Consider the following 26,360-nt stretch of genomic DNA (forward strand, 5'->3'; position numbering starts at 1 on the left):
ACGGGGTGGCGGCACCGCCGCGCTCAGGCGGACAGGTTCGCGGTGAGGGTGATGGAGGTCCCCGTGAGGGCCTGACTCACCGGGCAGTTCGCCTTGGCGTCCTCGGCCGCCGCCTGGAACGCGGCCTCGTCCGCCCCCGGCACCCGGCCGGTCGTCGTGAGGTGCACCCCGGTGATCCCGGTGCCCGGCTGGAAGGTGACCTCGGCCTGCGTGCGCAGTGTCGTCGGCGGCGTACCGGCCTTGGTGAGTCCGTTGGCCAGAGCCATCGAGAAGCAACTGGAGTGAGCGGCCGCGATCAGCTCCTCCGGACTCGTCCTCCCGGCCGGCTCCTCGGCACGGGAGGCCCAGGTCACGGGGAAGTGCCCGACCCCCGAGGAGTCGAGGGTGACCTCGCCGGTCCCCTTGATCAGTTCGCCTTCCCACTCGGTGTGGGCGGTGCGCGTCGTGGCCACGATGAAATCCTCCTGTGTGCGGATGACCCTGGGTGTGCGGATGACCGTCAGCCCGATCGTCCGCCCGGGACCGGCCCGGTGGGGCGCCGACGCGCCGTACGCCCCCGGGCGGCCGGGCCCGGCCGCAGTGAGCACACGGACCGGCGTGCCGGTGCACCGGAGTCCGGTCGCCCGGCACGGCGCCGGTGGCACGCGCGGCCCATCCGGTGCACCGGACGGGCGGGCGCGCCGGGGAGCGGCCGGCGCGCCGGGCGCCGGGCCGGGCTGACGAACGGTCGGACCGGCCGTCAGCCTCCCGTGGCCGGCCGGTCCCGCCCGCCCACGACGAAGACCACACTCGACCGCGGCGCGACACCGGTGGCCGACCGCCCGGGAGACAGCACCGGGCTCGGCCGTCCGGCGCAGCCGGGCTCGGGGAAGAGCTCGGCCCGCAGCTCGCTGCCGTTGCGGAAGGCGGTCGCGGACCGGGTGCCGCCGAGCGAGTAGCAGATCCCGGCCCGGGGCGCGGCCAGGGACTCGGTGAGCGCCCCGGCGCCGTAGTCGAACGAGGCCACGGGCGGGGCGGCCGGCGGCGCGGGGGCGGGCGCGGGACCGTGCACGGGTGTCCCGGCGTCGGCGGGGGCCGTGACCTGGGCGGCGCCGAGCGCCGCCCCGAGGACGCCGCCCGCGGCCGCGAGGGACATCAGTGCACGCATCGCGTTCATATGAGGATGTTTCAGTGCCCGCCACCGGGGGGCAACCGCAGTCCCGCCGTTGGCGGAGGGTGCCTCTCCCACGCCGTCGGCCGGTTCTCCGTCGGCGGCCGCCCCGCGCCGGGCCCGCCCGCGGCGCCGGTCGGTGCCCGGGCGCGGCGGGTCAGGGCACGCGCCGCCGAAACGCCGCGTCCGGCGGCAGGGCCGGTTGCCGCACTGCCAGGCCCGCGGCCGGCCCCGGAGCGCCGCGGGAACCGGGCCGGTGCGGGCACCGGCCGCCGCGCCTGAGCCACCCCTTGCGCCGCCCTCCGGGGGCGCTCCGCAGGCACCTCGCCGCGATACGTCCGTCACCGCTGGACGGCGGATATGACTACCCGTTCGTCGCACCCTTTCGAGGGAGTGCGGCGGGTGGTGCGACTGATCCCGGCGGTCCGGGGCCGAGTGTGGACACCGAACCGGACACCAGGGCGAAAGGACTCTCCATGGCTCTGTCCCAGGCTCTCGGGGCCACCCAGCTGGCCGTCGACCTAGGAACGTCCTGCACCCGGGTGCACGGGCCGCGGGGCACCTCGTTCCGCGGCGCTTCGGTCCTCGCGGTCGACACCCGCACCGGGAAGATCGTGGCGGTCGGCGACGCCGCCAAGGGCATGGCGGGCCGCACGCCACCGGCCATCGAGACGGTCGCGCCCATCCGCCGGGGCGTGATCACCGACTTCGACGCGACCACCCGGCTGCTGTGGCACGCCATCGGGCAGCAGCGCCGCGGCCGGCTGCGCTCCTGGCTGCCGCCCCGGGTGGTGGCGGGCGTACCGGCCCAGGCCACCGAGGTGCAGAAACGTGCCGTTCAGGAGGCCTTCGAGATCGCCGGGGCGCGCTCGGTCCGGCTCATCCCCAAGTCCACCCTGGCGGCGATCGGAGCCGGCGTACCGGTCTGGGACGCGACCGGCACCATGATCGTCGACGTGGGCGCGGGGACGACCGAGGTGGCGGCCTTCGCCTTCGGCACCATGGTGGCGGCGGAGTCGATCCACACCGCCGGTGACTCCTTCGGGGCCGCCCTGATCGGCTATCTGCAGCGGGAGCACGCCCTGACGCTGAGCGCCGAGGCCGCCGAGGAGGTCAAGATCGGCCTCAGCCTGGCCGCCGCCGCCCGGCAGAACACCTCCCTGGAGGTGCGCGGCCGGGACAGGGTCACCGACCTGCCCAAGTCCGCGACGCTGTCCGTGGGCGAGCTGCTGCTGGTTTCCGTGCCGGAGATCAAACGGATCGGCGAGGCCGTCGCCTCCGTCGTCGGGCACTGCCCCGCGAGCGTCGCCGACGACATCATCGAACGGGGGCTGGTGCTCACCGGGGGAGGGGCGCTGCTGGGCGGTCTGCCCGAGCAGCTGAGCCGGCTGGTGGGCATGTCGGTCCACCTGGTCGACACGCCGCAGGCCTCGGTGCTCCAAGGCGCCGTACGGTGCCTCGCCGACTCCATGCCCTCCGGCGAGCAGCAGCTGCTCGCGCCGATGTGATCCGGTCCATCGCCACCCTGTCATCCTGTCCGCGTTCCCCTGCTTCTGACGGCGCGTCGGTTCGTCGCCCCCGGATGGAGCAGGAACGCGCGGCAGGCCGGCCACAGCGTTTTTACGGTGCAGTCATGGGAACGAAGTCGGGACTGAAGACGCGGATCGCCGCGATGGCGGTCGTCGCCGCGAGCCTGGCCCTCGCCTGCCCGGCGGCGCCGGCGCACGCGGACGACGAGGGCCAACGCCACGGCGGGCCCGCCGCGGTGGGCGGGCCACGGCTGAGCCGGCCCGGGGTGCAGGTACGGCCCACGGCCCGGGCGCCGCACCTCCCCCCGAACCTCTCGGGCCTGTCGTGGGTGGTGGCCGACGCGGGCACCGGCCAGGTGCTGGCCTCGAAGGACGCGCACCGGCGACTGCCCCCGGCGAGCACCCTGAAGACCCTCTTCGCGGTCACCGTGCTGCCCCGGCTTCCGCAGCAGGTGCTCCGCAAGGTGAGCGAGGCCGACCTCGCGGAAGTCGGCGCGGGCAGCAGCCGCGTCGGCGTGCAGGCGGGCCACTCCTACACCGTCGCGGACCTCTGGCGGGGCGTGTTCCTCAGCTCCGGCAACGACGCCGTGCACGCCCTGGCCGCCATGAACGGATCGATGCGGACCACGATCGCGCAGATGCGGGCCAGGGCACGCTCGCTCGGGGCGTACGACACCCGGGTGGTCTCGGCCGACGGCTACGACGCCCCGGGCCAGGTCTCCTCGGCCTACGACCTGACCCTGATCGCCCGCGCCGGTCTGGCCCGGCCGGACTTCGTCCGCTACGCCTCGACTCGCTACGCCCGCTTCCCCACCGGGAGGAAGGCGGACGGCAGGGCGAACGGAACCTTCGCCATCCAGAACACCAACCGGCTGCTCGTCGGCGCGTCCGGACTCGCCCGCTACCGCGGCCTGATCGGCGTCAAGAACGGCTACACCAGCCACGCCGGGAACACCCTGGTGGTCGCCGCGCGCCGCGGCGGGCGGACCCTGCTGGCGACGGTCATGAACCCGCAGTCGGGCAGCTACAACGCCGTCTACCACGAGGCGAAGTCCCTGCTCGACTGGGGATTCAAGGCCTCGGGCAAGGTCTCCGCCGTCGGCACCCTGCACCGCGACCGGGCCGCTGCCGCGGCCCGCGCCGTGCACGGTCCGGTCCACGACGACCCCGCGACCGCGGTCGGCCAGGCGTCGGCGGCCACCGTGCCCCGCGACCGCCCCCCGACGGCCTGGTACGTCTCCGTGGCCGGCACCCTGGTCGTCGGCAGCACGGCCTGGACCCTCTACGCCCGCCGCCGCTCCCTCGGGAGCCGGGAGTACTGACGGGCGTTACGGCGCCGCCCCGGCCGGGTGTGCGCCGCCCCGGCAGGGCCCTGTGCGGCGGGCCGGTGCCCGGGAATCCGACGGCGATGGCCGTTCCGGGGCACCGGGACCGCGGTCCCGCCGCCCCGGCCGTTCCCCGGTCGGCGTTTCAGACGCCCTGCTGGTCCCGCGGGATCCGCTCCAGCAGGCCCCGCATGTCGTCCGCGTGCTCCTCCTCCTGGGCCAGCAGCTCCTCGAAGATCCGGCGGGTGGTCGGGTCACCGGCGCCGATCCACTGGGCGATCTCGGTGTAGGCGGCGATGGCGACGCGCTCGGCCACCAGGTTCTCCTTGATCATCTCGATCAGATCGGCGCTGGCGTCGTACTCGGCGTGCGCCCGCCGGGTGAGGGTGTCCGGGTTGAAGTCCGGCTCCCCGCCGAGCTGGACGATGCGCTGCGCGAGCTTGTCGGCGTGCTGTTCCTCCTCCTGGGCGTGCTGGAGGAACTCCGCCGCGACGGGCTCGGAGTACAGCCCGGTCGCCGTGTAGTAGTGCCGCTTGTAGCGCAGTGTGCAGACGATCTCGGTGGCCAGAGCCTCGTTGAGGACCAGGACGACCCGGCTCAGGTCGGCGCCGTAGGCGTCGGTCACCGGTCCCTTGTCGATCTCCCTGCGCGCCCGTTCCCGGATGGTCCGGATGTCGGTCAGAAACTCAGCCATGTCGGTACAGCCGCCCTTCTCCGTACAGGGGAGGAAACGCCACCGGGGGGATCGCCGTGCTTGCTGGCGGTACCCGGTGGGTCCGGCCCGCACGCGCCTGTCCCCGGGGTTCAGCCGGGCGGCCGTATCGGGTGCCGGGCGGGTACGGCGACGGCCCCCGGGCCCGGCGGCGGGCGCACGGCCCCCTCGGCCCTGACGGCCGGTCGGGGAAGCCGGCCGTTGGTCACGGCGGTCCGGCCGGGCGCGCGGCACCGTCCGGCTCGTCCAGCGCGACCGGCGGGAGGTGCTCACCGATCAGGGTGCGGGTCCACCACGCCCGGGTCTCGCGGCGCTCCCGGCGGGTGGTGAACCGGTACGCGTAGAGCCGGGCGCGCACATGGGTGGGCGGGGTGTCCGGGAACGGGTTGCGGCGCAGCAGCCGCAGGGTGGCCGGGTCGTTCACCAGGAGACGTTCGACGAACGGCAGGAACCAGGAGCGGGAGTAGGCGGAGGACAGCGCCGCGAACCACATCAGCCAGTCCAGCCGCAGGTGATAGGGCGCGAACTGGGGCGGCAGCCGGGCCGGGTCACCGGGCTTGCCCCGGAACTCGTACTCCCGCCACACGGTGTCCCGGGTGACCTCGGGCTCGTCCGTGCCCTCGACGACCACTTCCCGCCGGGTCCGGCTGATGGTGCCGAACGCGCCGTAGGTGTTGACCAGGTGCAGGGGGTTGAACGAGCGGTTCATCTCCTGCCGGCGGGAGAGCAGGTTCCGCGCGGGCCAGTAACTGAGCACCACGACCAGGACGGTGGCGGCGATCACCATGCCGTCGAACCACGCCGGTGCCGGGGGCAGCGCCGGAGGCCGGGGCAGCGACAGCGCGTCGGTGACCGCGACGCCGCCGATCGCGGGCAGCGCGAGCAGGATCGTCACCCAGTTCAGCCAGGCGAAGTTGCCGGACAGCACCAGCCAGAGCTGGGTGAGGACGATCCCTGCCGCCGCGATGCCCGCCACCGGCTGCGGGGTGAACAGGGCCACCGGCAGCACCAGCTGGGCCACATGGTTGGCCGCGACCTCGACGCGGTGCAGCGGTTTCGGCAGATGGTGGAAGTACCAGCTGAGCGGCCCCGGCATCGGCTGTGTCTCGTGGTGGTAGTGGAGGCAGGTCAGATCGCGCCAGCAGCGGTCGCCGCGCAGCTTGATGAGTCCGGCGCCGAACTCCACCCGGAAGAGCAGCCACCGCAGCAGCCACAGCACGAGCACCGGCGGCGCGGTGTCCGCGTTCCCCAGGAACACGGCGAGGAAGCCCGCCTCCAGCAGCAGGGATTCCCAGCCGAAGCCGTACCAGATCTGGCCCACATTGACGATGGACAGATACAGCACCCACAGCACGGCCCACAGCACCATCGACGCCCAGAGCGGGACCGCGTCGGCGGCACCGGCCGCCACGGCCGCGGCGAGCGCAGCCCCCGTCCAGGAGACCGCGGCGAAGAGACGGTCGGAGTACCGGAAGTGGAAGAGGCTGGGGGAGCGCCGGAAGGGCACCCGCGCCACGAAGTACGGCACCGGCAGCATCCCGCGCTCGCCGATCAGAGCGCGGAACTGGCGGGCCGCCGCCAGGAACGCCACCAGATAGAGGGCGGCGAGCCCGCGCTGGAAGACCAGCCGGCCGAGCCAGTAACCGGAATCCGTGGACCACTCCATGCCGCCTGCCCTTCGGGCTCTCGTTCCGGTCCCGGGCCTGTCACGGCCCCGGTCCCGGGCCTGTCACGGCCCCGGTCCCGGGCCTGTCACGGCCCCGGTCCCGGGCCTGTCACGGCCCCGGTCCCGGACCTGCCACGGACCCGGTCCCGCGCCTGCAACGGTCCCGGACCTGGCACGGAGCCCCCGGGACGGACACCCGTCCGTGAGCCCGCGCGGCCCCCGTGCGCCCGTTACGACGACCCCGGTTTCTCGTACTCCTTGAGGACGTCCTCGGTGGGGCCGTCCATGACCAGTTCCCCCTTCTCCAGCCATAGCACGCGGTCGCAGGTGTCCCGGATCGACTTGTTGTTGTGGCTGACCAGGAAGACCGTGCCGGCCTCCTTGCGCAGCTCCCGGATGCGGGCCTCGGAGCGCTTCTGGAACTTCCGGTCGCCGGTGGCCAGCGCCTCGTCGATCATCAGCACGTCGTGGTCCTTGGCCGCCGCGATCGAGAACCGCAGCCGGGCCGCCATGCCGGAGGAGTACGTGCGCATCGGCAGCGAGATGAAGTCGCCCTTCTCGTTGATCCCCGAGAAGTCGACGATGCCCTGGTACCGCTCGCGGATCTCCTCGACCGTCATGCCCATCGCCAGGCCGCCGAGGACGACGTTCCGCTCACCGGTCAGATCGTTCATCAGCGCCGCGTTCACGCCCAGCAGCGAGGGCTGGCCGTCGGTGTAGACCTTGCCGCTCTCCGGCGGCAGCAGGCCCGCGACGGCCCGCAGCAGGGTCGACTTCCCGGAGCCGTTCGACCCGATCAGCCCGATCGCCTCACCCCGGTACGCGGTGAACGTCACCCCGCGCACCGCGTGCACCTCACTCATCCCGGGGGTGCCCTTGCGGCCCAGGATCCGGCTCAGCGCGGCGGTCGCTCCGCCCCGGCCCCGGCCGCCGCCGTGCACCCGGTAGACGATGTGCAGGTCGTCCGCGACGACCGTGGGGACCCGTGCCTCGGGGGTATCGCTCTGCTCAGCCACGGCCGTACCGCTCCTCCGCCTGCCAGAAGTACAGGAAGCCGCCGGTTCCGACGAGCAGCGCCCAGCCCAGCGCGATGGCCCAGGCGTGCGGCGGCAGCGCTCGCGCGTCCCGGAAGCTGTCGATCAGCGCGTACCGCATCAGGTCGATGTGGACCGCTGCCGGATTCAGGTTCAGCAACCACTCTACGAAGCGGGGCAGGTGCCTGCCCGCCGTGAGGTGATCGGTGCTGTACATGACCCCCGAGGCGTACATCCAGGTCCGCACGGCGAACGGCATCAGCTGGGCGATGTCCGGGACCCTGCTGCCCAGCCGGGCCGTCACCAGGGTGAGCCCGGCGTTGAACACGAACTGCAGGGCCAGCGCCGGCACCGCCAGCAGCCAGGCGGCCTGCGGCCGCTCGCCCCAGGCCAGCACGATGGCGACCAGCACCGCCAGCGAGTACAGCAGTTGCTGCAACTGCAGAAGACAGACCGACAGGGGCAGCGAGGCCCGCGGGAAGTGCAGGGTCTGGACCAGTCGCTGCTGTCCCGAGATCGCCCGGGTGCCGGACAGCACCGAGTTCTGGGTGAACGCGAAGACGAAGACCCCGGTCACCAGGAACGGCACGAAGTCGGGCACACCGTCCCGGGTGCCGATCAGCCGCCCGAAGATCAGGTAGAAGACCGCCGCGTTCAGCAGCGGCGTCGCCAGCTGCCACCACTGCCCCAGCCGCGCCTGGCTGTACTGGGCGTGCAGCCGCGCCCGGGAGAGCGTGACCACGAAGTGCCGCCGGTCCCACAACTGGCGGACGTACTCCGGCAGGCCCGGCCTGGCGCCGCTCACCGCCAGGCCGTGCCGCGCGGCGAGCGCGGCCGGGGATTCGTTCATCGGAGCTCCTGCGAAGGACGGTCATGGAGGGGCCATGGAGGTTCATGCACGACGGGACGAAACCGTTTCGTCGTGTCGCCAACGTAGGCGAGTGTGCGTCGCAACGCAACCGTTTCGTCGTAACGCCGGGTAGGGTGAGTCCATGCCACCAGCGGACAAGCCGATTCCCCGCCGCGTCCCCGCCGGAGCAGCCGTCCTGCAGGAAGACGTGACAGCGGCGATCCGTGCGGCGGTCTTCCAGGAGCTCGCCTCCGTCGGCTACGGGCGGATGTCCATCGAGGCCGTCGCCCGCCGCGCCGGAGTCGGCAAGACCGCGGTCTACCGCCGCTGGTCCTCCAAGCTGCAGATGGTCATCGGTGTGGTGTCCGACGTCGCCGTCCAGGACACCCCCGTCCCCGACACCGGCAGCCTCCCGGGCGACCTGCGGATCCTGCTCGGATCGACGGCGCAGGCCCTGCAGCATCCGCTCGCCTCGCAGATCGTGCCCGATCTGCTGGCCGAGGCGGCGCGCAACACCGAGATCGCACAGACCCTCCAGTCCGCCCTCGGCAAGGCCCAGGAGAAGGTGGGTGCGGAGATCGTCCGCAACGCCGTCGCCCGCGGTGAACTGCCCGCCGGCACCGACGCCCGCCTGGCGCTGGACGTCGTCATCGGCCCGCTCTACTGGCGTCTCGCCGTGGTCCGCAGCCCGCTGCCGGACGGCTACCTCGACCACCTCGCCCGGACGTCGGCGGCCGCCCTGCAGGCCGGCGGCCCTCCCTGACCCCACCGGCACCGTGGGCCCCACCGGCACTATGGGGCCCCACCCGCTCCGGTGGCCGCGCCGCACCCCGGCCGGGATTCCGGTTGTCGGGCTCCAGGGATGGCGCCACTGGTCGAACATGGGTCCAATGGGGGTACCAGGTGTACGCCGACCGGGTGAACGGCGGGCGGCGGGCCTCGGAGGCGAGGAGGGTCCCGGCAATGACTACTGCGCCCCGGTTCCTGCGGGCCCTTCCGCCCGACTACCGCAACTGTCTGATGGAGCTGGCCGCCGAGGTCGCGTTCCCCCAGGACGCCCGGATCTTCGAGGAAGGGGCGCGGGCGGAGGGATTCTGGGTGATCCGCTCCGGTGCGGTCACCCTCGACCTCACACTGCTGAACGGGCGCCGTGCCACCGTCGCCACGCTGGGCCCCGGCGATCTGCTCGGCTGGTCGTGGCTCTTCCCGCCCTACGAGTGGGACTTCGGGGCCGAGGCGCTGAGCCCGGTCCGCGCCTACGTCTTCGACGGGATGGATGTGCGCCGCCTGTGTGACCGGGACACGGCTCTGGGCGTCGTGCTGATGCGCACCTTCGCGGAGATCCTGGCCCACCGGCTGCAAGACGCGCGCGCCCGGCTGCTGGACCTGTCGCCCTACTCGGCGATCTAGGGCGTGTTTCGAAAGTAGCGTCGTCCGCCCGAAGGGCGGGGCCGGAGGTGTCCGGTGCGTGCGATCGCAAGGCGGAGGGTGGGGGCACCTCCCGGGCCGCCAGGCCCAGGGGGAGAGAGCGCAGCGGGCTGCGCCGACGACCGACAACGCGGCGAGCGTGCGTGCCAGACACCTCCGGCCAGGCGGGACTTTCGAAACACGCCCTAGCGCCGCCTCGGATACGCCGGCTCCCGAGGGCCCCCGAGTGTCGTTGAGCCGGCTGCGCGAGCCTTCGCGTCCGAGCGTCCCCGCGCTTCCGGGCCCCGTCGCCCGGGCCCCGTCTCCCCGGCCCGCGCCCGGTGGACCCGTGACGGCTCCCCGGCCGCGGCAAAAACCCGTGGCCCGGGTGCATCTCCCCGGGTGAGGCTGGTGACCGCCGTCGCCGACGGCTGAGCCCGTCGGCCGCTCCGCCGGCCCCGAACGCAGATCGAGGAGCCCCATGAACACCCCCGACACCTCCGGAACGCTGCCCGTGGGCGGCGAGGTGACGGTCCGGCTGGTGAAGCGGCCGCGTCCGGACGTCCGGTATCCCGCTGTCGTCCGCCACGACGACGGCACCCGGGTCACGGTCCGCGCCCCCTGGGCCGGCGTGGGGACGAAGGACTTCGGCTTCGTCCGGTTCGAGCACGGCGATGTGTTCACCGAGCACTACTGGCGCGACCGCTGGTACGCCGTCAAGGAGGTGCGCGGGCCCGGGGGCACCCTCAAGGGCTGGTACTGCGACGTGACCCGGCCGGCCGTCGTGGCACCGGACGCCCTCGTGGTGGAGGACCTGGACCTCGACCTCTGGGTGTCGGCGGACGGCGGAACGATCCTGCGGCTGGACGAGGACGAGTTCCTGGAGAGCGGTCTCCCCGAGCGCGATCCCGCCGCGGCGGCACGGGCCCGTGCCGCGCTCGACGAACTCGAACACCGCGCCCGCACGGAAGGGTTCGAATCGCTGACGGCGGCGACGGACTGACCCCCGATCCCTCCAGCAGACCCCGGGCGGCCGGCCGCGCAACCGCACGAGCAGGAAAAACGCAGGTATGGAGTCGCCAACTCCGGGTACACGGCCGAGCGTCCAGCGAAGCAACCAGACAGGGAGGGCACAGTGAACAGCACGGCATCCACCGGTCCGGCCGGCCTCGAGCTGAGCGAAGCCTCGCAGTCAGCCGAGGCGCCGCTCGCGGGCCTGCCGTGGATCGAGGACGCGACGTCGGTGGCGCCTCAGGACGCCCGGGCACTCTCGAAGGTCTTCTTCGGTCGGCTCACCGAGCTGGAGGAAGGCACCCACGAGTACCAGTACGCACGCAACACCCTCATCGAGCTCAACCTCTCCCTGGTCAGGTATGCGGCGGCGCGGTTCCGCAACCGGTCCGAGGACATGCAGGACATCGTCCAGGTCGGCACCATCGGTCTGATCAAGGCGATCGACCGGTTCGACCTGTCCCGCGAGGTGGAGTTCACCACCTTCGCGGTGCCGTACATCATCGGCGAGATCAAGCGGTTCTTCCGTGACACCAGCTGGTCCGTGCACGTCCCGCGCCGGCTCCAGGAGCTCCGGCTGGATCTCGCCAAGGCGACCGACGAGATGTCCCGCACGCTGGGCCGGGCACCGACCACGGCCGAGCTGGCGGACCGCCTGGAACTGAGCACCGAGGAAGTCGTCGAAGGGCTCGTGGCCAGCAACGGTTACGCCGCCGCCTCGCTCGACGTGCCGGTGGACGAGAACTCCGAGGGCGGGGGCGGCACCTACGCCGACCGCCTGGGCGATGTGGATCCCGCGCTGGAGGGCGTGGAGAACCTGCAGGCCCTCAAGCCGTTGGTCGAGGATCTGCCGCCGCGCGACCGGAGGATCCTGCAACTGCGGTTCGGCGCGGAGCTGACCCAGGCGGAGATCGGTGCCGAGCTCGGCGTCTCCCAGATGCATGTCTCCCGGCTGCTGTCGAAGGTGCTGGCCCGGCTGCGCGCGGGGCTGCTCGCCCAGCAGTGAGGCGCACTCGCCCAGCAGTGAGGCGCATGAGCCGGGGCGCCGTCCGCTTCGCCTCTGTGGGTCCTGCCGGGCCGGTGCGGACGTGCTGCGCCCGGCCGCGGCCCCGGAGGCGCGGCAGCCCGGCGCCGAGCCCGCGGACCCGGCCCGGGTCTGTGGACTCCCGGGCGGGTGCGACGCCGGTCGACGGCTGACAGGCTCCTGCGGCACGGCGCAGCCGGACGGGGCTTCCGCGGCACGGCGGGACCGGTGGCGCGCCATCCGCCCGCCACCGGTTCCCTCCGGCTCACTCACTGCCCGGGCGCCGCTTCCGCGCGCATCCAGATGGCGCAGACGGTCTTGCCCTCGTCCCGCCGACGGACCTCGACCCGCGTGGCGAGTCGCTGGACCATGTGCCATCCCATGCCGCCGCCACCGTCCAGATTCGGGGTGCGCGGGGCGGGGAGCACCTCGCTGGTGTCGTCGATCTCGACCACGAGCCGACTCTGGAAGGCCTGCACCCGCAGACGCCACCACCCGGCCGTGTGCTTCACCGCATTGCTCACCAGCTCCGACACCACCAGCATCACGGCGTCGGCATCCACCCATGGACAGACCTTCGTCAGGAAGTCGGCCGTGGCATGCCGCGCCCGTGCGGCGCTTGCCTCATCGGACTCCATCACTACCATCCGCTGTCGCCTCCTCCGTTGCTCGTCGTCTGCCCCGGGAGCGGAGATCCATGGATCTCGAGGCACGTTCCGGCGCACCGGTCACCCTCGGCGCACCGGCCACCCCCGGAAAACTCCCCGTGCGCCGGCCCGTACCCCGCGCCGCTCGGCACCCCAGGGAGGGCACTGGCATACCCGGCGGACACGCGCTGCGGATCCGGGGCGTACCGGGCGGGGGCGCGGCTCATCCGGCGGTCTCCGCCGACTCCGTACGGCCCCGTCGTGACAGTGCGGACGGCCACCAGTTCCAGCGGCCCAGCAGAATCACGGTGGCCGGCACCAGCAGCACCCGGACCAGGAACGTGTCCAGCAGAATGCCCATGGCGATCGACCCGCCCAGCTGCTTGATCTCCTCCGTGGCCCCGGTCAGCGCCGACACCCCGAAGGTCGCGGCGAGGATGAGTCCGGCGGAGGTCACCGTCGTTCCGGTGGCGTGCATGGCCAGGGCCACGGCCCGGCGCAGCGGCATCCGGTGGGCCTCCTCCCGGATCCGGCTCATCACCAGGATGTTGTAGTCCTCGCCCAGGGCCATCAGGAACACGAACATCAGGAACGGCAGCACGAAGTCGATGCCGGAGGCACCGGGGATCACGATGTACACGATGACGGCGAGCCCCAGCGCCGCGAAGTAGGACAGCGCGACGCTCACCACCAGGTAGAGCGGCGCGATCAGACTGCGCATCACCAGCGCCAGCAGGACGGCGATGAGCACCAGCACGATCGGCACGATCTCCTCGAGGTCGTCGTTCGAGACCGTGCTGACGTCGTACGAGGCGGGGGCGAGGCCGTTCACCCCCGACTCGGAGGCCCCCGTCGCCTTCTGCACCCCGGTCACCGCGTCCCGGACGCCCGGAACCGCGTCGATGGCCGCCGTCGATTCGGGCGAGCCCGCGGTGAGGGTGGTGTAGAACTGCACGGTCCGGCCGTCCCCGCTGACGAACTGGGAGAGCGCGCGGTACGCCGCGTACTGGTCCGGCGAGACCGGGGTCCCCGCGGGCGGGGTCGCGGGCAGCTTGCCGGGCGGCCCGAGCTCGCTGTACAGGGTGGACAACTGCTGGACGGAGAGGGCTTTGCCGTTCGGGTTGAACAGCCCGTTGACCGAGGCGAACTCCGACTTCTCCGACGCCAGCCGGTTCTCGGCGTCCTGCACGGTGGCCAGATCGTTCCAGATGGAGTCCGGATACTTGAGGAGCACGGTGGTGGGGGAGACCACGGCGGGCGGGTAGTGCTCGGAGAGCTGCTGCTGCCCCGCGGCGGAGTCACTGCCGCTGGGGCCGTTGGTGGTGCCGCCGAACCCGTTGGACTGATAGCTGAACACCCCCGTGGCCAGGGCGAGGAACACCAGGACCCCGACCACCAGGGTGGTCTTCGGACGGGTCAGCACATGGTCGACGACCCGCATCCAGCCGGTGTCCGGGTCGTGTTCGTGCTCGCGCAGCCTCCGCGGCCAGAACAGCACCCGGCCGGAGATGGCCAGCAGGGCGGGCAGCAGCGTCAGCGCGGCCAGCAGCATGAGCGCCACGCCGATGGCCAGCGCCGGACCCAGGCCCGCGTACAGGCCGAACGAGGCCAGCATCAGACAGAGCAGGGCCCCGATGACCGTCCCCGCGGAGAAGGTGATCGACTCGCCGACCCGCTCCACGGCCCGGACGACCGCGTCCCGTGGGGCGGCCCCCTTCTCCATCTCCTCGCGCATCCGCAGGACCAGGAAGAGCCCGTAGTCCGTGCCGGCCCCCAGCAGCAGCACCGTCAGCATGGGGTGGGTGACGGAGGAGATGTCGATGCCGGCCTCGGACGCCTCCGCGATCACCGGGCTCGCCATGGTGAGCACGAGCGCCGCGGGCGCCAGCGTGACCAGCGGCGCCAGCGCCGACCGCAGGATGATGTACAGCATCACCAGGATCACGACGTTCGACAGGATCTCCGTCAGCCGCTGCGCGTCGGCCTGCTCCCGCTGGTTGTCGACGGTGGCCGCGAGCTGCCCGGTCAGATGCTCGGTCACGCCCGGGCCCGGGTCGGACGAGTGGATCTCCCCCCGGATGTCGTCCACGATCCCGCCCGCCTCCGGGCTGCCGGCGGCGACATCCACCACCACCAGGGCCCGCTGCGCCTTGCCGTCCGTCGACAGACCCTGGTCGCTCACCGAGGTGACGTGCGGCAGGCCCGCCACCTTGGTCTGGAGCTGCCGGAACGCCGACTGGTCGGACGCGTCCAGCGTGCCCTGGGAGGTGGCCCCGACGAGGGTGGCGCTGGACTGGCCGGGCGGTACGAAGGGGGCCGCGAGCCGCAGGGCCTGCGAGGTGCCGGTGTCGGAGGGGAGGAAGGAGCTGTTGTCCGGGTTGGCGACCGACGTCAACGACGGGAACACGACGACGCACACCGCCGCCGCGGCGATCCAGAGGGTCACCACGGCGTAGCGGAAGCGGACGGCGAAGGCGCCGATCCCGTGCATGAGAGCGAGCAAGGCTGCCTCCTGCTGCGGTCGGCGCAGACCGTCCCGAGTTGAGGTTCATCCAGGTTTGCACCACCCGGCGGGCCCGGCAACGGGAGAAACGGCCGCGGATCCGTCAACACCCCGCTCACGTCGGCCGGTCCGGCCCGGGCCGGTCACCCGGGTGCCGCAGTCCCGTCGGCCGGGCCCGGGAAGCCGGCCACGGCACCGGGCCCTCCCGGGCACCGCGCCCCCTCACCCGGACGGCGTAAGCGTCGCGTTCCCCTCGCCGGGGCGGGCGGACCCGAACGTAGCCAGGAGCAGCGGCGGGCACCACTCGCCGCAGGCGGGGCCGCGGACCGGTGGGTTCACCCGGAGGGCGGGGTCCGGTGCCGGGTCCAGTCGAGCAACTGGGCCGCCGTCCAGGTGTTGATGACCCGCTCGGCCGGCACCCCGCACTCCTCCGCCCGGGCGCACCCGTTGATCTGCCAGTCGAGCTGGCCCGGCGCGTGGGCGTCGGTGTCGATCGCGAAGAAGACGCCCGCTGCCACGGCCCGGCGCAGCAGCCGGCGCGGCGGATCCAGCCGCTCCGGCCGACAGTTGATCTCCACAGCCGTACCCGCCTCGGCACAGGCCGCGAACACCTCGTCGGCGTCGAACGTGGACTCCGGCCGGCCACGGCCCGTCAGCAGCCGCCCCGTGCAGTGTCCCAGCACGTCGACCAGCGGGCTCCGGACGGCCCGCACCATGCGCCGCGTCATCTCCGCCCGTGCCATCCGCAGCTTCGAGTGGACCGACGCCACGACCACGTCCAGCCGGTCCAGCAACTCCTCCTCCTGGTCCAGCGAACCGTCGAGGAGGATGTCGCACTCGATGCCGGTCAGCAGCCGAAAGGGCGCCAGTGCGGCGTCCGCCTCGGCGACCACGTCCAGTTGCTCGCGCAGCCGGTCCGCCGACAGCCCGCCCGCCACCGTCAGCCGCGGCGAGTGGTCCGTCAAGGCGGCCCACTCGTGCCCCAGCGCCGCCGCCGTCCGCGCCATCACCTCGATCGGGCTGCCGCCGTCCGACCAGTCGGAGTGGGTGTGGCAGTCCCCGCGCAGCGCCGCCAGCAGGTCCTCACCGCCCGAGGTCCGCCCCGCTCCGGCTTCGGAGCGCAGCCGCTCCAGGTAGGCAGGCTCCGTGCCCCGCAGCGCCTCCCGTACGACCTGCGCGGTCTTGGGGCCGAGCCCCTTCAGTGACTCCAGGGTGCCGGCGGCCGCCCGCAGTTCGACCTCCTCCGGGGGCAGCTGGGACAGTACCGCCGCCGCGGTACGGAAGGCCCGCACCCGGTAGGTGGGCGCCTGCTCGCGCTCCAGCAGGAACGCGATGCTCTCCAGCGCCACCACCGGGTCCACGGTCCGCCCCTCTCCACCCGCCGCCTGCCCCCGCACGGACTCGGTGCTCCGTGCCGCACCCGCCGCCCGTCACCGCACCGCCACCGTGCCCCGGCCCGTGCCGGTGCCTCAGTGCTTGGCGCGGCTGGGCTGCACCCGCTTCGGTTCGCCGGCCGCCTTCGGATGCTCCGGCGGATACGGCAGGTCACCGAGGCCGTGGTCCCGCTCGTCCCGGGCGGCCAGCTCCAGCAGCGATTCGAGCCGGAACGCGTGCCGCTCCATGTCCGCGTGGACGTCGCCCAGATCCGCGTAGCGCACCGGCATGGTGGCCAGGTCGAAGTCCCGCGGCCGGGCGTCGGGCACCTCGTCCCACCGCAGGGGCGCCGACACCGGCGCATGCGGATGCGGGCGCACGGAGTAGGCGCCGGCGATGGTCCGGTCCCGCGCCGTCTGGTTGTAGTCCACGAACACCTTTTCGCCGCGCTCCTCCTTCCACCACTTGGTGGTGATGCGCTCCGGCGCACGGCGCTCCAGCTCCCGCGCGACCGCGATGGCCGCCCGCCGGACCTGGGTGAAGGTCCACTCCGGCTCGATCGGCACGAACACGTGCAGGCCCCGGCCGCCCGAGGTCTTCGGCCAGCCGCGCAGCCCCAGTTCCTGCAGTACCTCCCGCAGTTCCAGGGCGGCCCGCACCGCGTCCTCGTAGTCCGTCCCCGGCTGCGGATCGAGGTCGATCCGCAGCTCGTCGGGGTGCTCGGTGTCCGCCCGGCGGACCGGCCACGGATGGAAGGTCAGACAGCCGAGGTTCGCCGCCCACACCACGGCGGCGGGCTCGGTGGGGCAGATCTCGTCCGCGTGACGGCCGCTGGGGAACGAGATCCGGCCGGTCGGGATCCACTCCGGGAGATTCTTCCGAGCCCGCTTCTGGAAGAACGATTCCCCCGCTACCCCGTCCGGGTAGCGCTCCAGCGTCGTCGGCCGGTCCCGCAGCGCGCGCAGCACACCGTCGCCGACCGCCATGTAGTAGCGGGCGAGGTCGAGCTTGGTGAACCCCCGCTCGGGGAAGTACACCTTGCCGGGGTTGGACAGCCGTACCGGCCGTCCGGCCACGTTGAGCTCCACCGACTCTCCCATAGGGGCCACGCTAGGCCGCGGCCCGCCGGGCCGCCTCCCGGCGGGCGGGCCGCCCCGGCCGGGCCCACAATCGGGATCATGGACCTCCCGGTGATGCCGCCCGTGAAGCCGATGCTCGCCAAGTCGGTGGCGACGATCCCGCCGGGCATGCACTACGAGGCGAAGTGGGACGGCTTCCGGGCCATCGTCTTCCGGGACGGCGACGAGGTCGAGATCGGCAGCCGCTCGGGCAAGCCGCTCACCCGCTACTTCCCGGAGCTGGTCACCGCGCTCCGCGACCAGCTGCCGCCGCGCTGCGTCACCGACGGTGAGATCGTGATCGCCCGCGGGGGCCGTCTCGACTTCGACGCCCTCCTGGAGCGCATCCACCCCGCCGACTCCCGGGTACGGCTCCTCGCCGAGACCACCCCCGCCGGATTCGTCGCCTTCGACCTGCTCGCCCTGGGGGACGCCTCCCTCATGGACACCCCGCTGCGGCAGCGCAGGGAGGCGCTGACCGACGCGCTCCGCACCGCGGCGGACCCGGTCTTCACCGCTCCGGCCACCTACGACGTCGCGCTCGCCGAGCGGTGGTTCCGCCAGTACGAAGGGGCGGGCCTGGACGGCGTCATCGCCAAGGACCCCGCGCTCGGCTACCGCCCCGGGGAGCGCGTCATGGTCAAGGTCAAGCACGAGCGGACGGCCGACTGCGTGGTGGCGGGCTACCGGCAGCACAAGTCCGGCCCCGTCGTCGGCTCGCTCCTCCTCGGTCTCCACGACGACCGGGGGCGGCTCCAGCACGTGGGCGTCTGCGCCTCGTTCCCCATGCGGCGCCGGGAAGAGCTGATGACCGAGCTGGAGCCGCTGCGCATGCCCTCGCTCGACGGGCACCCCTGGGCGGACTGGGTCAGCGAGGAGGCCCACGCGGACAGCCGGATGCCCGGTGCGCCCAGCCGCTGGACCGGGACGAAGGACCTCTCCTGGGTCCCGCTGCACCCCGAACGGGTGGTCGAGGTGGCCTACGACCACATGCAGGGGGACCGCTTCCGGCACACGGCCCAGTTCCGTCGCTGGCGGCCGGACCGCGAACCGGGGCAGTGCACCTACGCCCAGCTCGAGGAGCCGGTCCGCTACGACCTCGCCGAGGTCCTGGGCGGCTGAGCCCGCTCACCTCCGCCCTTCGGACGCACCGGGCGCGCCTGCCCGGCAGGGGACCGCCGGCCCCGGTGTCCGTACCCCGTCCGACCCGTGTGGACCCGGGGCGCGGTCTGCGCGATGCTGGATGCGGGGGACCCGACAGGCGTCGTGACCGTGCGGTCCGACACGACTGGCCGCGCCGCTCACACATCAGCGAGGCCGGAACGATGAGCGAGAACATGATGGGCGACGAGGTCTATCAACCGGACGGATCCGAGGTCCAGGACGACGCGGGTCTGCTGGAGCCGGAGGACACGCTCGAGGACCGCGGGGTGCGCGAGGTTCTGGACGAGGGGTACTCGCCCCCGGAGAGCCCGTGGGCGGTGGAGAGCCGGGGCACGACGGCGGGGGAGCAGCACCGGGGCGAGCCGCTGGAGGAGAGGCTGGCCCACGAAGTGCCGGACGTGACGGAGCCCGAGGGCGACGGCATCGGGGACCTGCCGGGCGGCGACGGCGAGTTGTGGGACGACGAGGTCGGCGACCGGCGCGCCGGCCGGCTGGTCGCGCCGGACGAGGGCGCCCACTCCGACGAGGAGAAGGACATGGTCGCCAGCGACATCGGCATCGACGGGGCGGCGGCGTCGGCCGAGGAGGCCGCGGTGCACATCGTCCCCGACGGCGAACCCTCCGAACGCGCCTGACCGCGGCCCCCGTCGGGTGCGGCCGGTGGCGCCGCCGACCCGCCACCTGCACTGCCGACCCGTCACCTGCGCTGCCGCCCCGCCACCTGCACCGCCGCCCCGCCACGTGCACTGCCGCCCCGCCACGTGTACTGCCACCCCGCCACCTGCACCACCGCGACCGCCCCGACCGCCCCGAGCGAGGACAGTGGGAGCCGTGGCGCCGGACGGTGCAGCGCCGGGGCCGAGCGGCACCGGGTGGGTACCCGCACCGGCCGCACAACAGGCGCGTACCCTGCCACTGCGGCGCTCGGGCAGCGCCGTGCGCCCCAACGAGCCGCCCTGCGCGGCCGGTCTCCGAGCGGATTGAGCGCCGGGCCCCACGCCTGCGTATCCACAGTCCGAACGGCGGCTGCGCCCTTCGGCCAGAATGTGGGCGAGGCGCAGCAGCTATCGGGCTTCGGAGCACGTCCCCGAGCGGAGGCCACGGCGGACGACCGTGGACGCTCCGCCACCACTTCTGGAGTTGAGCATGGACACGTTGGCACAGATCGGCGTCACCGGACTCGCGGTGATGGGCCGTAACCTGGCCCGGAACTTCGCGCGGCACGGCCACACCGTCGCCGTCCACAACCGCACCCCGGCCCGGACCCGGTCCCTCGTCGAGGAGTTCGGCCACGAGGGGACCTTCCTGCCGTCCGAGACCGCCGAGAGCTTCGTCGCCTCGCTGGAGCGCCCCCGCCGGCTGGTCATCATGGTCAAGGCGGGCGGTCCGACGGATGCCGTGATCGACGAGTTCGCGCCCCTGCTCGAAGCCGGCGACATGATCATTGACGGCGGCAACGCACACTTCGAGGACACCCGCCGCCGCGAAGCCGCCCTGCGGGAGCGGGGCATCCACTTCGTCGGCACCGGAATCTCCGGTGGTGAGGAGGGCGCCCTCAACGGCCCCAGCATCATGCCCGGCGGCTCCACCGAGTCCTACGCCGCGCTCGGCCCGCTGCTGGAGGACATCGCCGCCAAGGCCGACGACGGCTCCCCCTGCTGCACCCACATCGGTCCGGACGGAGCCGGACACTTCGTGAAGATGGTGCACAACGGCATCGAGTACGCCGATATGCAGCTCATCGCCGAGGCCTACGATCTGCTGCGCCGCGTGGCCGGATACGACCCGGCGCGGATCGCCGAGACCTTCCGCACCTGGAACACCGGCCGGCTCGACTCCTACCTCATCGAGATCACCGCCGAGGTCCTCGCCCACACCGACACCGCCACCGGCAAGCCGTTCGTGGACGTGGTCGCCGACCGCGCCGAACAGAAGGGCACCGGCCGCTGGACCGTCCAGACCGCCCTCGACCTCGGCGTTCCGGTCTCCGGCATCGCCGAGGCGGTCTTCGCCCGCTCGGTGTCCGGCCACGCCGACCTGCGTCAGGCCGCCCGTACGCTGCGCGGCCCCGCGGGGCAGCCGATGGGCGCGGACGACGCCGAGCGCTTCGCCGCCCAGGTCGAACAGGCGCTGTACGCCTCGAAGGTCGTGTCCTACGCCCAGGGCTGGAACATGATCAGCGCGGCCGGCCGGGAGTACGGCTGGAGTATCGACCAGGGCGCCGTGGCAGCGATCTGGCGTGGTGGCTGCATCATCCGGGCGGCGTTCCTGGACCGGATCCGGGCCGCCTTCGCCGCGGACCCCCAGCTGCCGACGCTGCTGGCCGACAAGGAGTTCGCCGAGGAGATCGGGAACGCCCAGGAGGCATGGCGCGCCGTGGTCGCCACCGCCGTGGGCCACGGGGTGCCCACCCCCGGCTTCTCCGCCGCCCTCGCCTACTACGACGCCCTGCGCGCGGACCGGCTGCCCGCCGCACTCACCCAGGGCCAGCGCGACTACTTCGGTGCCCACACCTACCGGCGGACGGACCGGGAGGGCAGCTTCCACACCCTCTGGGGCGGCGACCGAGGCGAGGAGCGGACGGACTGACGGGATGGCCGGTTGGGGCCGGACCGCACCGCCGGTCCGGCCCCAACCGGCCACTTCTCGCCTGCCCCGGGCCGGCGGGGTCCACGCGTGCCTCTCTCGGGACGCGCCGCATGCCCACGTGCCGCCCCCGTGGAGCCGCCCGGCACCCGGGGGAGCGGGGCGAGCGCCGAACCGCGCGAGGAGAGCGCCCTGCGCCGCGCCACCCGCGGCTTCGCCCGCGACGTGGCCCGCACCGCCTACCGGCAGGGCGTCCAGCGCGGGGCGCCCGCGATCCGCCCGGCGCCCGGGGTCCGGCCCGATCTCCGTGCGGAGCACCGGAGCCGGGCGCGGGAGGCCGGTGCGCACCGGCCGTGCCCACGGCGCTCCGTGCCGTCCGCCACCACGGAACGGCGTCGCCCCGGTCCCACCGAGACGTCAGCGCACCACGGCTCCCAGCCGATCGCCCGGATGGCCCGCCACGTACCGGTCCATGGTGCCGCCGCGCAACGCCTTCCACAGCGCGGCGGAGTCCCCACCGTCGAGCAGGACCACGGACTGCCCTTTGATCGTGCCGGTGCGCGCGACGGGGGCGTTGAGGAACCGCAGGTCCGCGGGGCGGATGTTCCGCGAGTCCCAGAGCAGCGCGCGCAGATCGCCGTCGGAGAGCCGGTCGTCGACGCTCACGCTCTCGGTCAGGGTGTCCAGCAGCGCCTTGGCCTGCGTCGGATGCCGGAGCCGGTCGCCGGACAGCGTCTTGGACAACACCGCCCGCAGGAAGTTCTGCTGGCGGTGCGTCCGGTCCAGGTCGCCGCGCGCCAGCCCGTGGCGTTCCCGTACGTAGGACAGGGCCTGTTCGCCGTTCATCCGCTCGGGCGCCCCGCCGCCGACGGCCAGTTCGACACCGCCCACAGCGTCGGTGAGCTTCCGGAAACCGCTCCAGTCGATCACCGCGAGGTGGTCGACCCGCACTCGGGTGAGGCGTTGCACCGTGTCGATCAGCAGCGGTGGTCCGCCCCAGGAGAAGGCCGCGTTCAGCTTCGCCTTCCCGTGACCGGGGACGTTCACCCAGGAGTCCCGGGGCAGGGAGACGACGTATCCCGCGGAGTGATCGGCGGGCAGGTGCACCAGCATCATCGTGTCGCTGCGCTGCGCCCCCGGCCGCCACGACGGAGCCTCGGCGCCGGTCCCGGTGGTGGGCAGCGCCGAACGCGAATCGACCCCGACGAGCAGGAAGTTCTGCCCGTTCCGGCCGGCCGCGGGCTGCTCGCCGGCGGGCACGTCGGTGGGGAAGGCGTGCGGGACGCGGTGCACGCGTCCGGTGTAGTGCGCCACGGCCCACCAGCCCGCGCCACCCGCCATCAGCACTCCCGCGCACAGCAGCGCGAGCGCCCCCCACAGCACGCGCCGAGTGCGCCGCCCGCGCCGTATCTCCGGACCCGACCGTCTCTTCTCCGGACCCGACCGTCTCTTCTTCGGACCCGACGGTCTCTGCGCGGAGTCGGAACCTGAGCCGGAGCCGTCCGAACCGGCGCCGTCCGAACCAGAGCCCTCCGACCGCCCTTCACCCGCCTCCCCGCGGGTGTCGGACCGACGTCTCGCAGTCTCCGCCCCATCCATCCGAGTCATCAGCGGCCCCCCACTGCTCAGTATTTTGCTCAATCGGCCATGGATGAACGGTTCTACGCCAGTTGAGGCCGGGGCGGGGCGGTTTCGGTGAAAGTCAAACTACATTCCGCCCGACAGGTCTGATTCCGGACCTGTACCGGACCGGCGCGGCGTGGTGGCCCGCGGGAAGCCGTGCCCCGCCGATCGGGGGACACGCTGTTTGTCCCGGAATCCCTCGGGCACACGGACCGTCAGCCGAAGAAACCGATGACCAGGGAGTACATCACCATGAGCACCGGAAACAAGGCGAAGGCGAAGACCGAACAGGCCGAGGGCAAGGCCAAGGAGGTCGCCGGACGGGCACTCGGCAACGAGGAGCTGGAGGCCGAGGGCCGTGCCGAGCAGTCGAAGGGCGACGCGCGGCAGGCAGCGGAGAAGGCCAAGGACGCCTTCAAGCACTGACGGCTCGTTCCGCACCCCGCGCCGCGGGGGCGCCCGTCCCTGAGGGTGACGGGCGCCCCCGCGGCGCGTCTGCGTCCGTGGCCCGGGGGCATCACCGGGCCACGGCCCCTCACCCGAGCGCGGTGAGGACGCTCTCCAGGAACCGCACGGTGGCGGCCGGCGGTTCGGCCTCGGCGCAGAGCCGGTCCATGACGGAGAGGTAGTTGTCCACGTCCTCCTGCTTGTCCAGATAGAGGGCGCTGGTGAGCTGTTCGAGATAGACCACGTCCGGCAGATCCGGCTCCAGGAACCGCAGGATCGTCACCGGTCCGCCCGCCGCGGCGACGCCGCCCAGGGTGAACGGCGCCACCTGGACGGTCACATGCGGCAGCCGGCTCATCTCGATGAGGTGCTGGAGCTGCTCGCGCATCACCTCCGGTCCGCCGAGCGGCCGGCGCAGCGAGGCCTCGTCCAGCACCGCCCAGAAGCGCGGCGGATCATCCCGGCGCAGCAGTTCCTGCCGGGCCAGGCGCAGGGTGACCCGGCGCTCGACGTCCCGGGCCGTGCCGTGCGGATGCCCGAGCCTGGTCACGGCCCGGGCATACCCCTCGGTCTGCAGCAGCCCGGGGATGAACTGGCTCTCGTAGGTGCGGATGACGGACGTGGCCTCTTCCAGGCCGATGTGGGTCTCGAACCAGCTGGGCAGGATGTCCGAGTACTGATGCCACCAGCCGGGTGCGGTGGCCTGGCGGGCGAGCGCCAGGAAGTCCTCCCGCTCCGCGGCGTCGGTGACGCCGTAGAGGGTGAGCAGGTCGCCCACGTCCCGTTCCTTGAAGCCCACCCGGCCCAGCTCGAGCCGGCTGATCTTCGCGTGGGAGCCCCGAATGGCTTCCGCGGCCGCCTGCGTGCTGACGCCTCGGGCTTCCCGCAGCCTGCGCAGCTGGGTGCCGAGCACGATGCGCAGCGCGGTGGGTCCACCGCGCGGCTGCTCGAGATAGCGCCTTATCGACGGCTCGCGGCTCTGCTGAGCGGCGGTCATGCTGACTCCCCTGAGTGCTGAGGTGAGTGCTCAGTGTTCCATCGACGGGGCCGCCGCGTACAGCGGCGCAGCGGTCGCCGCCGTTCCGACGGTTCAGATTCCGCCGTCGGCCAGTCCGTCGAAGTCACCGTTCCGTGCGCCGTGGAGGAACACGGCGATCTCCTCCCGGGTGTAGATCAGCGCAGGCCCCGCCGGGTCCCGGGAGTTGCGCATGGCGATCTCCCCGCTCGGCAGCCGAGCGAGTTCGACGCAGTTCCCGCTGGGGTTGCTGTACGAACTCTTCTTCCAAACCGCGCCGTGGAGTTCCGTGGCCGGGATGCCGTTCTCACACTCGTACACGTCGTCTCTTCCTCACCCGGAACCGGTTGTACGTGTCCGTGATGCACTCAAGCCGCCACCGCGTGCAATTGCAAGTGTTCTTGCAGATGTACTTGCAGACCTGCCGGTCGGCGAGGATAGTGGTCACCGGATTCGGGGGCTTCGGCAACTGTCCGTGTGCGGGGAGAACTGGCCCCGGCGCGCCGTGAGGGAGTGGAGAGCCGTCAGAGGGATGCGGAGGCCGGCGGGCTTACCCGTGGTCGGGGAGCTCGCGCTCGACGCCAAGCGGGACAGGGTGGGGATCGTCATGGACGCGCAGGGTGGCCGGGTGTTCCTGCGGCGTCCGGAAGGCGGGTGCGAGTGGGAGGCACCGCCGGAGGACGTCCGCCCGGTCCCCGTGGCGATGAAGGTGCAGCGGACGAAGTCCGGGACAGGCGGAGCGTCGAGGAGAGCGCTGTGAGCGTGTACACGGCCAGGAGTACAGGGGGTTGGGTGGTGGTGCGCGAGCCGGCGCCCGAGGCTCCGTCGGTCGTCTTCGAGCTGGAGTGCACCACGTGCTGCCACTCCTCCGGCGCCACGGAGGACCTCGAGGCCGCTCAGGCCTGGGCGGTGCGGCACGTCACCGCATCTCCGACCCACACCGGGTTCCGGGAGATCGCACATCGTTTCTGGCGAGCCTTCCCTACGGCCGGGGGGGCCGGGGAGGGCTAGCCCGCCCTGGGCCGGGGGGCCGGGGAGGGGGCAGGATGAACGCGCTGGGCCCGAGCCCAGCGCGTTCATCCGTGTTCGGGGTCCTTCCGCCCTCGTACGGGCCCCGGCGGACAGCGGGGCCCGTACGAGGGCGGTGGTCCGTCAGGGCAGCCGGGCGGCGCCGCCGTACTCCAGCCACTCCCGGGTGAGCTGCTTCGGGCCGAGATCCGAGTCGGGGCGCCAGGTGGAGACCTCGACCAGGCCGGGCTCCAGGATCTCCAGACCGTCGAAGTACTCCAGGACCTCGTGCGCCTGCCGGACCCGGCCCCAGTTGCCGTGCGTGCTGCTGTCCATGAAGTCGGTGACGAACTGCCGGGTCTTCGCGTCCTCGCTGACCAGCTGGCAGATGACGAAGAAGCTGCCCGGGGCGAGCCGCTCCGCCACCCGCCGGATCAGGCCGGCCGGGTCGTCGCTGTCGGGAATGCAGTGCAGCACCGAGACGAAGAGGGCCGCGACGGGCCGGTCGAAGTCGATCAGCCGCTTGACCTCGGGGTGGCCGAGGATGCCGTCGGTGTCCCGCATGTCCGCCTGGATGACGGAGGTGTTGTCGTTCTCCGCGAGCAGTGCCCGGCCGTGCGCCAGGACGATCGGGTCGTTGTCGATGTAGACCACGCGGGACTGCTCGTCCACCCGCTGCGCGACCTGGTGCACGTTGTCCTGGGTCGGCAGGCCGGATCCGTGGTCCAGGAACTGGCGGACCCCGTACTCCTCGGCCAGGTGCCGCACCACGCGCTGGAGGAAGCGGCGGTTGTTGATCGCCAGAGCCTGGGTGCTCGGAACGACCTTGAGCAGCTCCTCCGAGGCTTCCCGGTCGACCGCGTAGTTGTCCTTGCCGCCCAGGTAGTAGTCGTACATCCGGGCCACGCTCGGAACCGTGACGTCGACCTCGCTGGACAATGGCTTGCTGCCCTGGCCCATCGGACCCCTCTCTGTCTTCCCGGCACGGCCGGGATGTCGGGTTTGCTGAGCATCGTAGAAGCAATGTCCGCGCCGGGCCGGACTTCCAACCAACGGGTGAAACAAGGGTGTTCGGCTCTGCGACGTGAGTCCGGCCGGCGCCGCCGCTCCGACGGCCGTCCGGCCGTGACGACGCCACTGGCACATGTGCTCCCGGCGGCGGATAGT

The 26,360-nt window shown here is 72.8% G+C and carries 25 protein-coding genes; 11 read left to right on the plus strand and 14 right to left on the minus strand.

The genetic code is table 11. The features are described from left to right. Positions 1-23: 23 nt before the first annotated feature. Positions 24-452 (minus strand): OsmC family peroxiredoxin, encoded by a 429-nt coding sequence (locus ABT112_RS00770; RefSeq protein WP_351504000.1) that lies wholly within the window; start codon positions 450-452, stop codon positions 24-26. Between the two features lie 287 nt (positions 453-739). Next, positions 740-1,156, minus strand: coding sequence for a hypothetical protein (locus ABT112_RS00775; RefSeq protein ID WP_351504001.1), 417 nt, complete (start codon positions 1,154-1,156; stop codon positions 740-742). 470 nt (positions 1,157-1,626) lie between these two features. Here ABT112_RS00775 and ABT112_RS00780 point away from each other — a divergent pair, with 470 nt between their 5' ends. Both ABT112_RS00780 and ABT112_RS00785 read left to right on the plus strand, forming a co-directional pair. Continuing rightward, positions 1,627-2,658: a rod shape-determining protein gene (locus tag ABT112_RS00780; protein WP_351504003.1), complete on the plus strand. Its 1,032-nt coding sequence runs from the start codon at positions 1,627-1,629 to the stop codon at positions 2,656-2,658. Positions 2,659-2,783: 125 nt separating this feature from the next. Further along, positions 2,784-4,001, plus strand: coding sequence for a D-alanyl-D-alanine carboxypeptidase family protein (locus ABT112_RS00785; RefSeq protein ID WP_351504005.1), 1,218 nt, complete (start codon positions 2,784-2,786; stop codon positions 3,999-4,001). Positions 4,002-4,149: 148 nt separating this feature from the next. Here ABT112_RS00785 and ABT112_RS00790 read toward each other — a convergent pair whose 3' ends face one another. The 4 genes from ABT112_RS00790 to ABT112_RS00805 all read right to left on the minus strand — a co-directional run bounded on the left by ABT112_RS00790 (position 4,150) and on the right by ABT112_RS00805 (position 8,266). Next, a complete protein-coding gene (locus tag ABT112_RS00790; protein WP_351504007.1) occupies positions 4,150-4,698 on the minus strand; it encodes a ferritin-like domain-containing protein in 549 nt (182 codons plus the stop codon). Between the two features lie 223 nt (positions 4,699-4,921). Beyond that, positions 4,922-6,382, minus strand: a complete 1,461-nt coding sequence (locus ABT112_RS00795) for a lipase maturation factor family protein (protein ID WP_351504009.1) — start codon at positions 6,380-6,382, stop codon at positions 4,922-4,924. 230 nt (positions 6,383-6,612) lie between these two features. After that, on the minus strand, positions 6,613-7,398 hold the full coding sequence (locus tag ABT112_RS00800; protein WP_351504011.1) for an ABC transporter ATP-binding protein: 786 nt from the start codon (positions 7,396-7,398) through the stop codon (positions 6,613-6,615). Then, positions 7,391-8,266 (minus strand): ABC transporter permease, encoded by an 876-nt coding sequence (locus tag ABT112_RS00805; RefSeq protein WP_351504013.1) that lies wholly within the window; start codon positions 8,264-8,266, stop codon positions 7,391-7,393. The genes ABT112_RS00800 and ABT112_RS00805 overlap by 8 nt, the downstream gene beginning before the upstream one ends. 142 nt (positions 8,267-8,408) lie before the next feature. Here ABT112_RS00805 and ABT112_RS00810 point away from each other — a divergent pair, with 142 nt between their 5' ends. The 4 genes from ABT112_RS00810 to ABT112_RS00825 all read left to right on the plus strand — a co-directional run bounded on the left by ABT112_RS00810 (position 8,409) and on the right by ABT112_RS00825 (position 11,690). Then, positions 8,409-9,029: a TetR/AcrR family transcriptional regulator gene (locus ABT112_RS00810; RefSeq protein WP_351504015.1), complete on the plus strand. Its 621-nt coding sequence runs from the start codon at positions 8,409-8,411 to the stop codon at positions 9,027-9,029. A gap of 200 nt (positions 9,030-9,229) precedes the next feature. Continuing rightward, positions 9,230-9,676: a Crp/Fnr family transcriptional regulator gene (locus tag ABT112_RS00815; RefSeq protein WP_351504017.1), complete on the plus strand. Its 447-nt coding sequence runs from the start codon at positions 9,230-9,232 to the stop codon at positions 9,674-9,676. Positions 9,677-10,154: 478 nt separating this feature from the next. Further along, the gene (locus ABT112_RS00820) at positions 10,155-10,676 is read left to right on the plus strand and encodes a ribonuclease FAU-1 family protein (RefSeq protein WP_351504018.1); all 522 of its coding nucleotides are present in this window, start codon (positions 10,155-10,157) and stop codon (positions 10,674-10,676) included. A 132-nt stretch (positions 10,677-10,808) separates the two neighbouring features. After that, the gene (locus ABT112_RS00825; protein WP_502975204.1) at positions 10,809-11,690 is read left to right on the plus strand and encodes an RNA polymerase sigma factor SigF; all 882 of its coding nucleotides are present in this window, start codon (positions 10,809-10,811) and stop codon (positions 11,688-11,690) included. A gap of 287 nt (positions 11,691-11,977) precedes the next feature. Here the strand turns inward: ABT112_RS00825 and ABT112_RS00830 are convergent, their stop codons facing one another. The 4 genes from ABT112_RS00830 to ligD form a co-directional block, all read right to left on the minus strand. After that, a complete protein-coding gene (locus ABT112_RS00830; protein ID WP_351504019.1) occupies positions 11,978-12,346 on the minus strand; it encodes an ATP-binding protein in 369 nt (122 codons plus the stop codon). A gap of 232 nt (positions 12,347-12,578) precedes the next feature. After that, the gene (locus ABT112_RS00835; RefSeq protein WP_351504021.1) at positions 12,579-14,858 is read right to left on the minus strand and encodes an MMPL family transporter; all 2,280 of its coding nucleotides are present in this window, start codon (positions 14,856-14,858) and stop codon (positions 12,579-12,581) included. A gap of 335 nt (positions 14,859-15,193) precedes the next feature. After that, complete coding sequence (locus ABT112_RS00840; RefSeq protein WP_351504023.1) at positions 15,194-16,219, minus strand: PHP domain-containing protein; 1,026 nt, start codon at positions 16,217-16,219, stop codon at positions 15,194-15,196. Positions 16,220-16,327: 108 nt separating this feature from the next. Next, entirely contained in the window at positions 16,328-17,332 is a 1,005-nt protein-coding gene (ligD, locus tag ABT112_RS00845) for a non-homologous end-joining DNA ligase (protein ID WP_351504025.1), read from the minus strand. A gap of 78 nt (positions 17,333-17,410) precedes the next feature. On the opposite strand from ligD, the gene ABT112_RS00850 reads away from it, so the two are divergent. The 3 genes from ABT112_RS00850 to gnd all read left to right on the plus strand — a co-directional run bounded on the left by ABT112_RS00850 (position 17,411) and on the right by gnd (position 21,103). Beyond that, positions 17,411-18,472, plus strand: coding sequence for an ATP-dependent DNA ligase (locus ABT112_RS00850; RefSeq protein ID WP_351504027.1), 1,062 nt, complete (start codon positions 17,411-17,413; stop codon positions 18,470-18,472). 203 nt (positions 18,473-18,675) lie between these two features. Beyond that, positions 18,676-19,149 carry a DUF5709 domain-containing protein gene (locus tag ABT112_RS00855; RefSeq protein WP_351504028.1) on the plus strand — a complete coding sequence of 158 codons (474 nt, stop codon included), beginning with the start codon at positions 18,676-18,678 and terminating at the stop codon, positions 19,147-19,149. Positions 19,150-19,660: 511 nt separating this feature from the next. Continuing rightward, entirely contained in the window at positions 19,661-21,103 is a 1,443-nt protein-coding gene (gene gnd, locus ABT112_RS00860; RefSeq protein WP_351504030.1) for an NADP-dependent phosphogluconate dehydrogenase, read from the plus strand. Positions 21,104-21,517: 414 nt separating this feature from the next. Here the strand turns inward: gnd and ABT112_RS00865 are convergent, their stop codons facing one another. Next, a complete protein-coding gene (locus tag ABT112_RS00865; RefSeq protein WP_351504032.1) occupies positions 21,518-22,483 on the minus strand; it encodes an LCP family protein in 966 nt (321 codons plus the stop codon). Between the two features lie 492 nt (positions 22,484-22,975). Here ABT112_RS00865 and ABT112_RS00870 point away from each other — a divergent pair, with 492 nt between their 5' ends. Continuing rightward, positions 22,976-23,149, plus strand: a complete 174-nt coding sequence (locus ABT112_RS00870; protein WP_351504034.1) for a CsbD family protein — start codon at positions 22,976-22,978, stop codon at positions 23,147-23,149. A 109-nt stretch (positions 23,150-23,258) separates the two neighbouring features. Here ABT112_RS00870 and ABT112_RS00875 read toward each other — a convergent pair whose 3' ends face one another. Continuing rightward, complete coding sequence (locus ABT112_RS00875; protein ID WP_351504036.1) at positions 23,259-24,167, minus strand: Sco1979 family transcriptional regulator; 909 nt, start codon at positions 24,165-24,167, stop codon at positions 23,259-23,261. A 93-nt stretch (positions 24,168-24,260) separates the two neighbouring features. Beyond that, positions 24,261-24,506: a DUF397 domain-containing protein gene (locus tag ABT112_RS00880; protein WP_351504038.1), complete on the minus strand. Its 246-nt coding sequence runs from the start codon at positions 24,504-24,506 to the stop codon at positions 24,261-24,263. A 435-nt stretch (positions 24,507-24,941) separates the two neighbouring features. On the opposite strand from ABT112_RS00880, the gene ABT112_RS00885 reads away from it, so the two are divergent. Continuing rightward, positions 24,942-25,196: a DUF7848 domain-containing protein gene (locus tag ABT112_RS00885; RefSeq protein ID WP_351504039.1), complete on the plus strand. Its 255-nt coding sequence runs from the start codon at positions 24,942-24,944 to the stop codon at positions 25,194-25,196. A gap of 141 nt (positions 25,197-25,337) precedes the next feature. On the opposite strand, the gene ABT112_RS00890 is transcribed toward ABT112_RS00885, so the two are convergent. Further along, positions 25,338-26,153: an SAM-dependent methyltransferase gene (locus tag ABT112_RS00890; RefSeq protein WP_351504041.1), complete on the minus strand. Its 816-nt coding sequence runs from the start codon at positions 26,151-26,153 to the stop codon at positions 25,338-25,340. Positions 26,154-26,360 lie beyond the last annotated feature (207 nt).

Origin of the sequence: Streptomyces sp. NPDC002055 (assembly GCF_040296705.1) — a bacterium.
GTDB lineage: Bacteria > Actinomycetota > Actinomycetes > Streptomycetales > Streptomycetaceae > Streptomyces.

What these genes read in the sequence shown, in the direction of transcription:
- ABT112_RS00775 (WP_351504001.1), bottom strand. Translation starts at nt 1,156, where the DNA reads ATGAACGCGATGCGTGCACTGATGTCCCTCGCGGCCGCGGGCGGCGTC.
- ABT112_RS00780 (WP_351504003.1), top strand. Translation starts at nt 1,627, where the DNA reads ATGGCTCTGTCCCAGGCTCTCGGGGCCACCCAGCTGGCCGTCGACCTA.
- ABT112_RS00785 (WP_351504005.1), top strand. Translation starts at nt 2,784, where the DNA reads ATGGGAACGAAGTCGGGACTGAAGACGCGGATCGCCGCGATGGCGGTC.
- ABT112_RS00790 (WP_351504007.1), bottom strand. Translation starts at nt 4,698, where the DNA reads ATGGCTGAGTTTCTGACCGACATCCGGACCATCCGGGAACGGGCGCGC.
- ABT112_RS00795 (WP_351504009.1), bottom strand. Translation starts at nt 6,382, where the DNA reads ATGGAGTGGTCCACGGATTCCGGTTACTGGCTCGGCCGGCTGGTCTTC.
- ABT112_RS00805 (WP_351504013.1), bottom strand. Translation starts at nt 8,266, where the DNA reads ATGAACGAATCCCCGGCCGCGCTCGCCGCGCGGCACGGCCTGGCGGTG.
- ABT112_RS00810 (WP_351504015.1), top strand. Translation starts at nt 8,409, where the DNA reads ATGCCACCAGCGGACAAGCCGATTCCCCGCCGCGTCCCCGCCGGAGCA.
- ABT112_RS00815 (WP_351504017.1), top strand. Translation starts at nt 9,230, where the DNA reads ATGACTACTGCGCCCCGGTTCCTGCGGGCCCTTCCGCCCGACTACCGC.
- ABT112_RS00820 (WP_351504018.1), top strand. Translation starts at nt 10,155, where the DNA reads ATGAACACCCCCGACACCTCCGGAACGCTGCCCGTGGGCGGCGAGGTG.
- ABT112_RS00830 (WP_351504019.1), bottom strand. Translation starts at nt 12,346, where the DNA reads ATGGAGTCCGATGAGGCAAGCGCCGCACGGGCGCGGCATGCCACGGCC.
- ligD (WP_351504025.1), bottom strand. Translation starts at nt 17,332, where the DNA reads ATGGGAGAGTCGGTGGAGCTCAACGTGGCCGGACGGCCGGTACGGCTG.
- ABT112_RS00850 (WP_351504027.1), top strand. Translation starts at nt 17,411, where the DNA reads ATGGACCTCCCGGTGATGCCGCCCGTGAAGCCGATGCTCGCCAAGTCG.
- ABT112_RS00855 (WP_351504028.1), top strand. Translation starts at nt 18,676, where the DNA reads ATGAGCGAGAACATGATGGGCGACGAGGTCTATCAACCGGACGGATCC.
- gnd (WP_351504030.1), top strand. Translation starts at nt 19,661, where the DNA reads ATGGACACGTTGGCACAGATCGGCGTCACCGGACTCGCGGTGATGGGC.
- ABT112_RS00870 (WP_351504034.1), top strand. Translation starts at nt 22,976, where the DNA reads ATGAGCACCGGAAACAAGGCGAAGGCGAAGACCGAACAGGCCGAGGGC.
- ABT112_RS00875 (WP_351504036.1), bottom strand. Translation starts at nt 24,167, where the DNA reads ATGACCGCCGCTCAGCAGAGCCGCGAGCCGTCGATAAGGCGCTATCTC.
- ABT112_RS00890 (WP_351504041.1), bottom strand. Translation starts at nt 26,153, where the DNA reads ATGGGCCAGGGCAGCAAGCCATTGTCCAGCGAGGTCGACGTCACGGTT.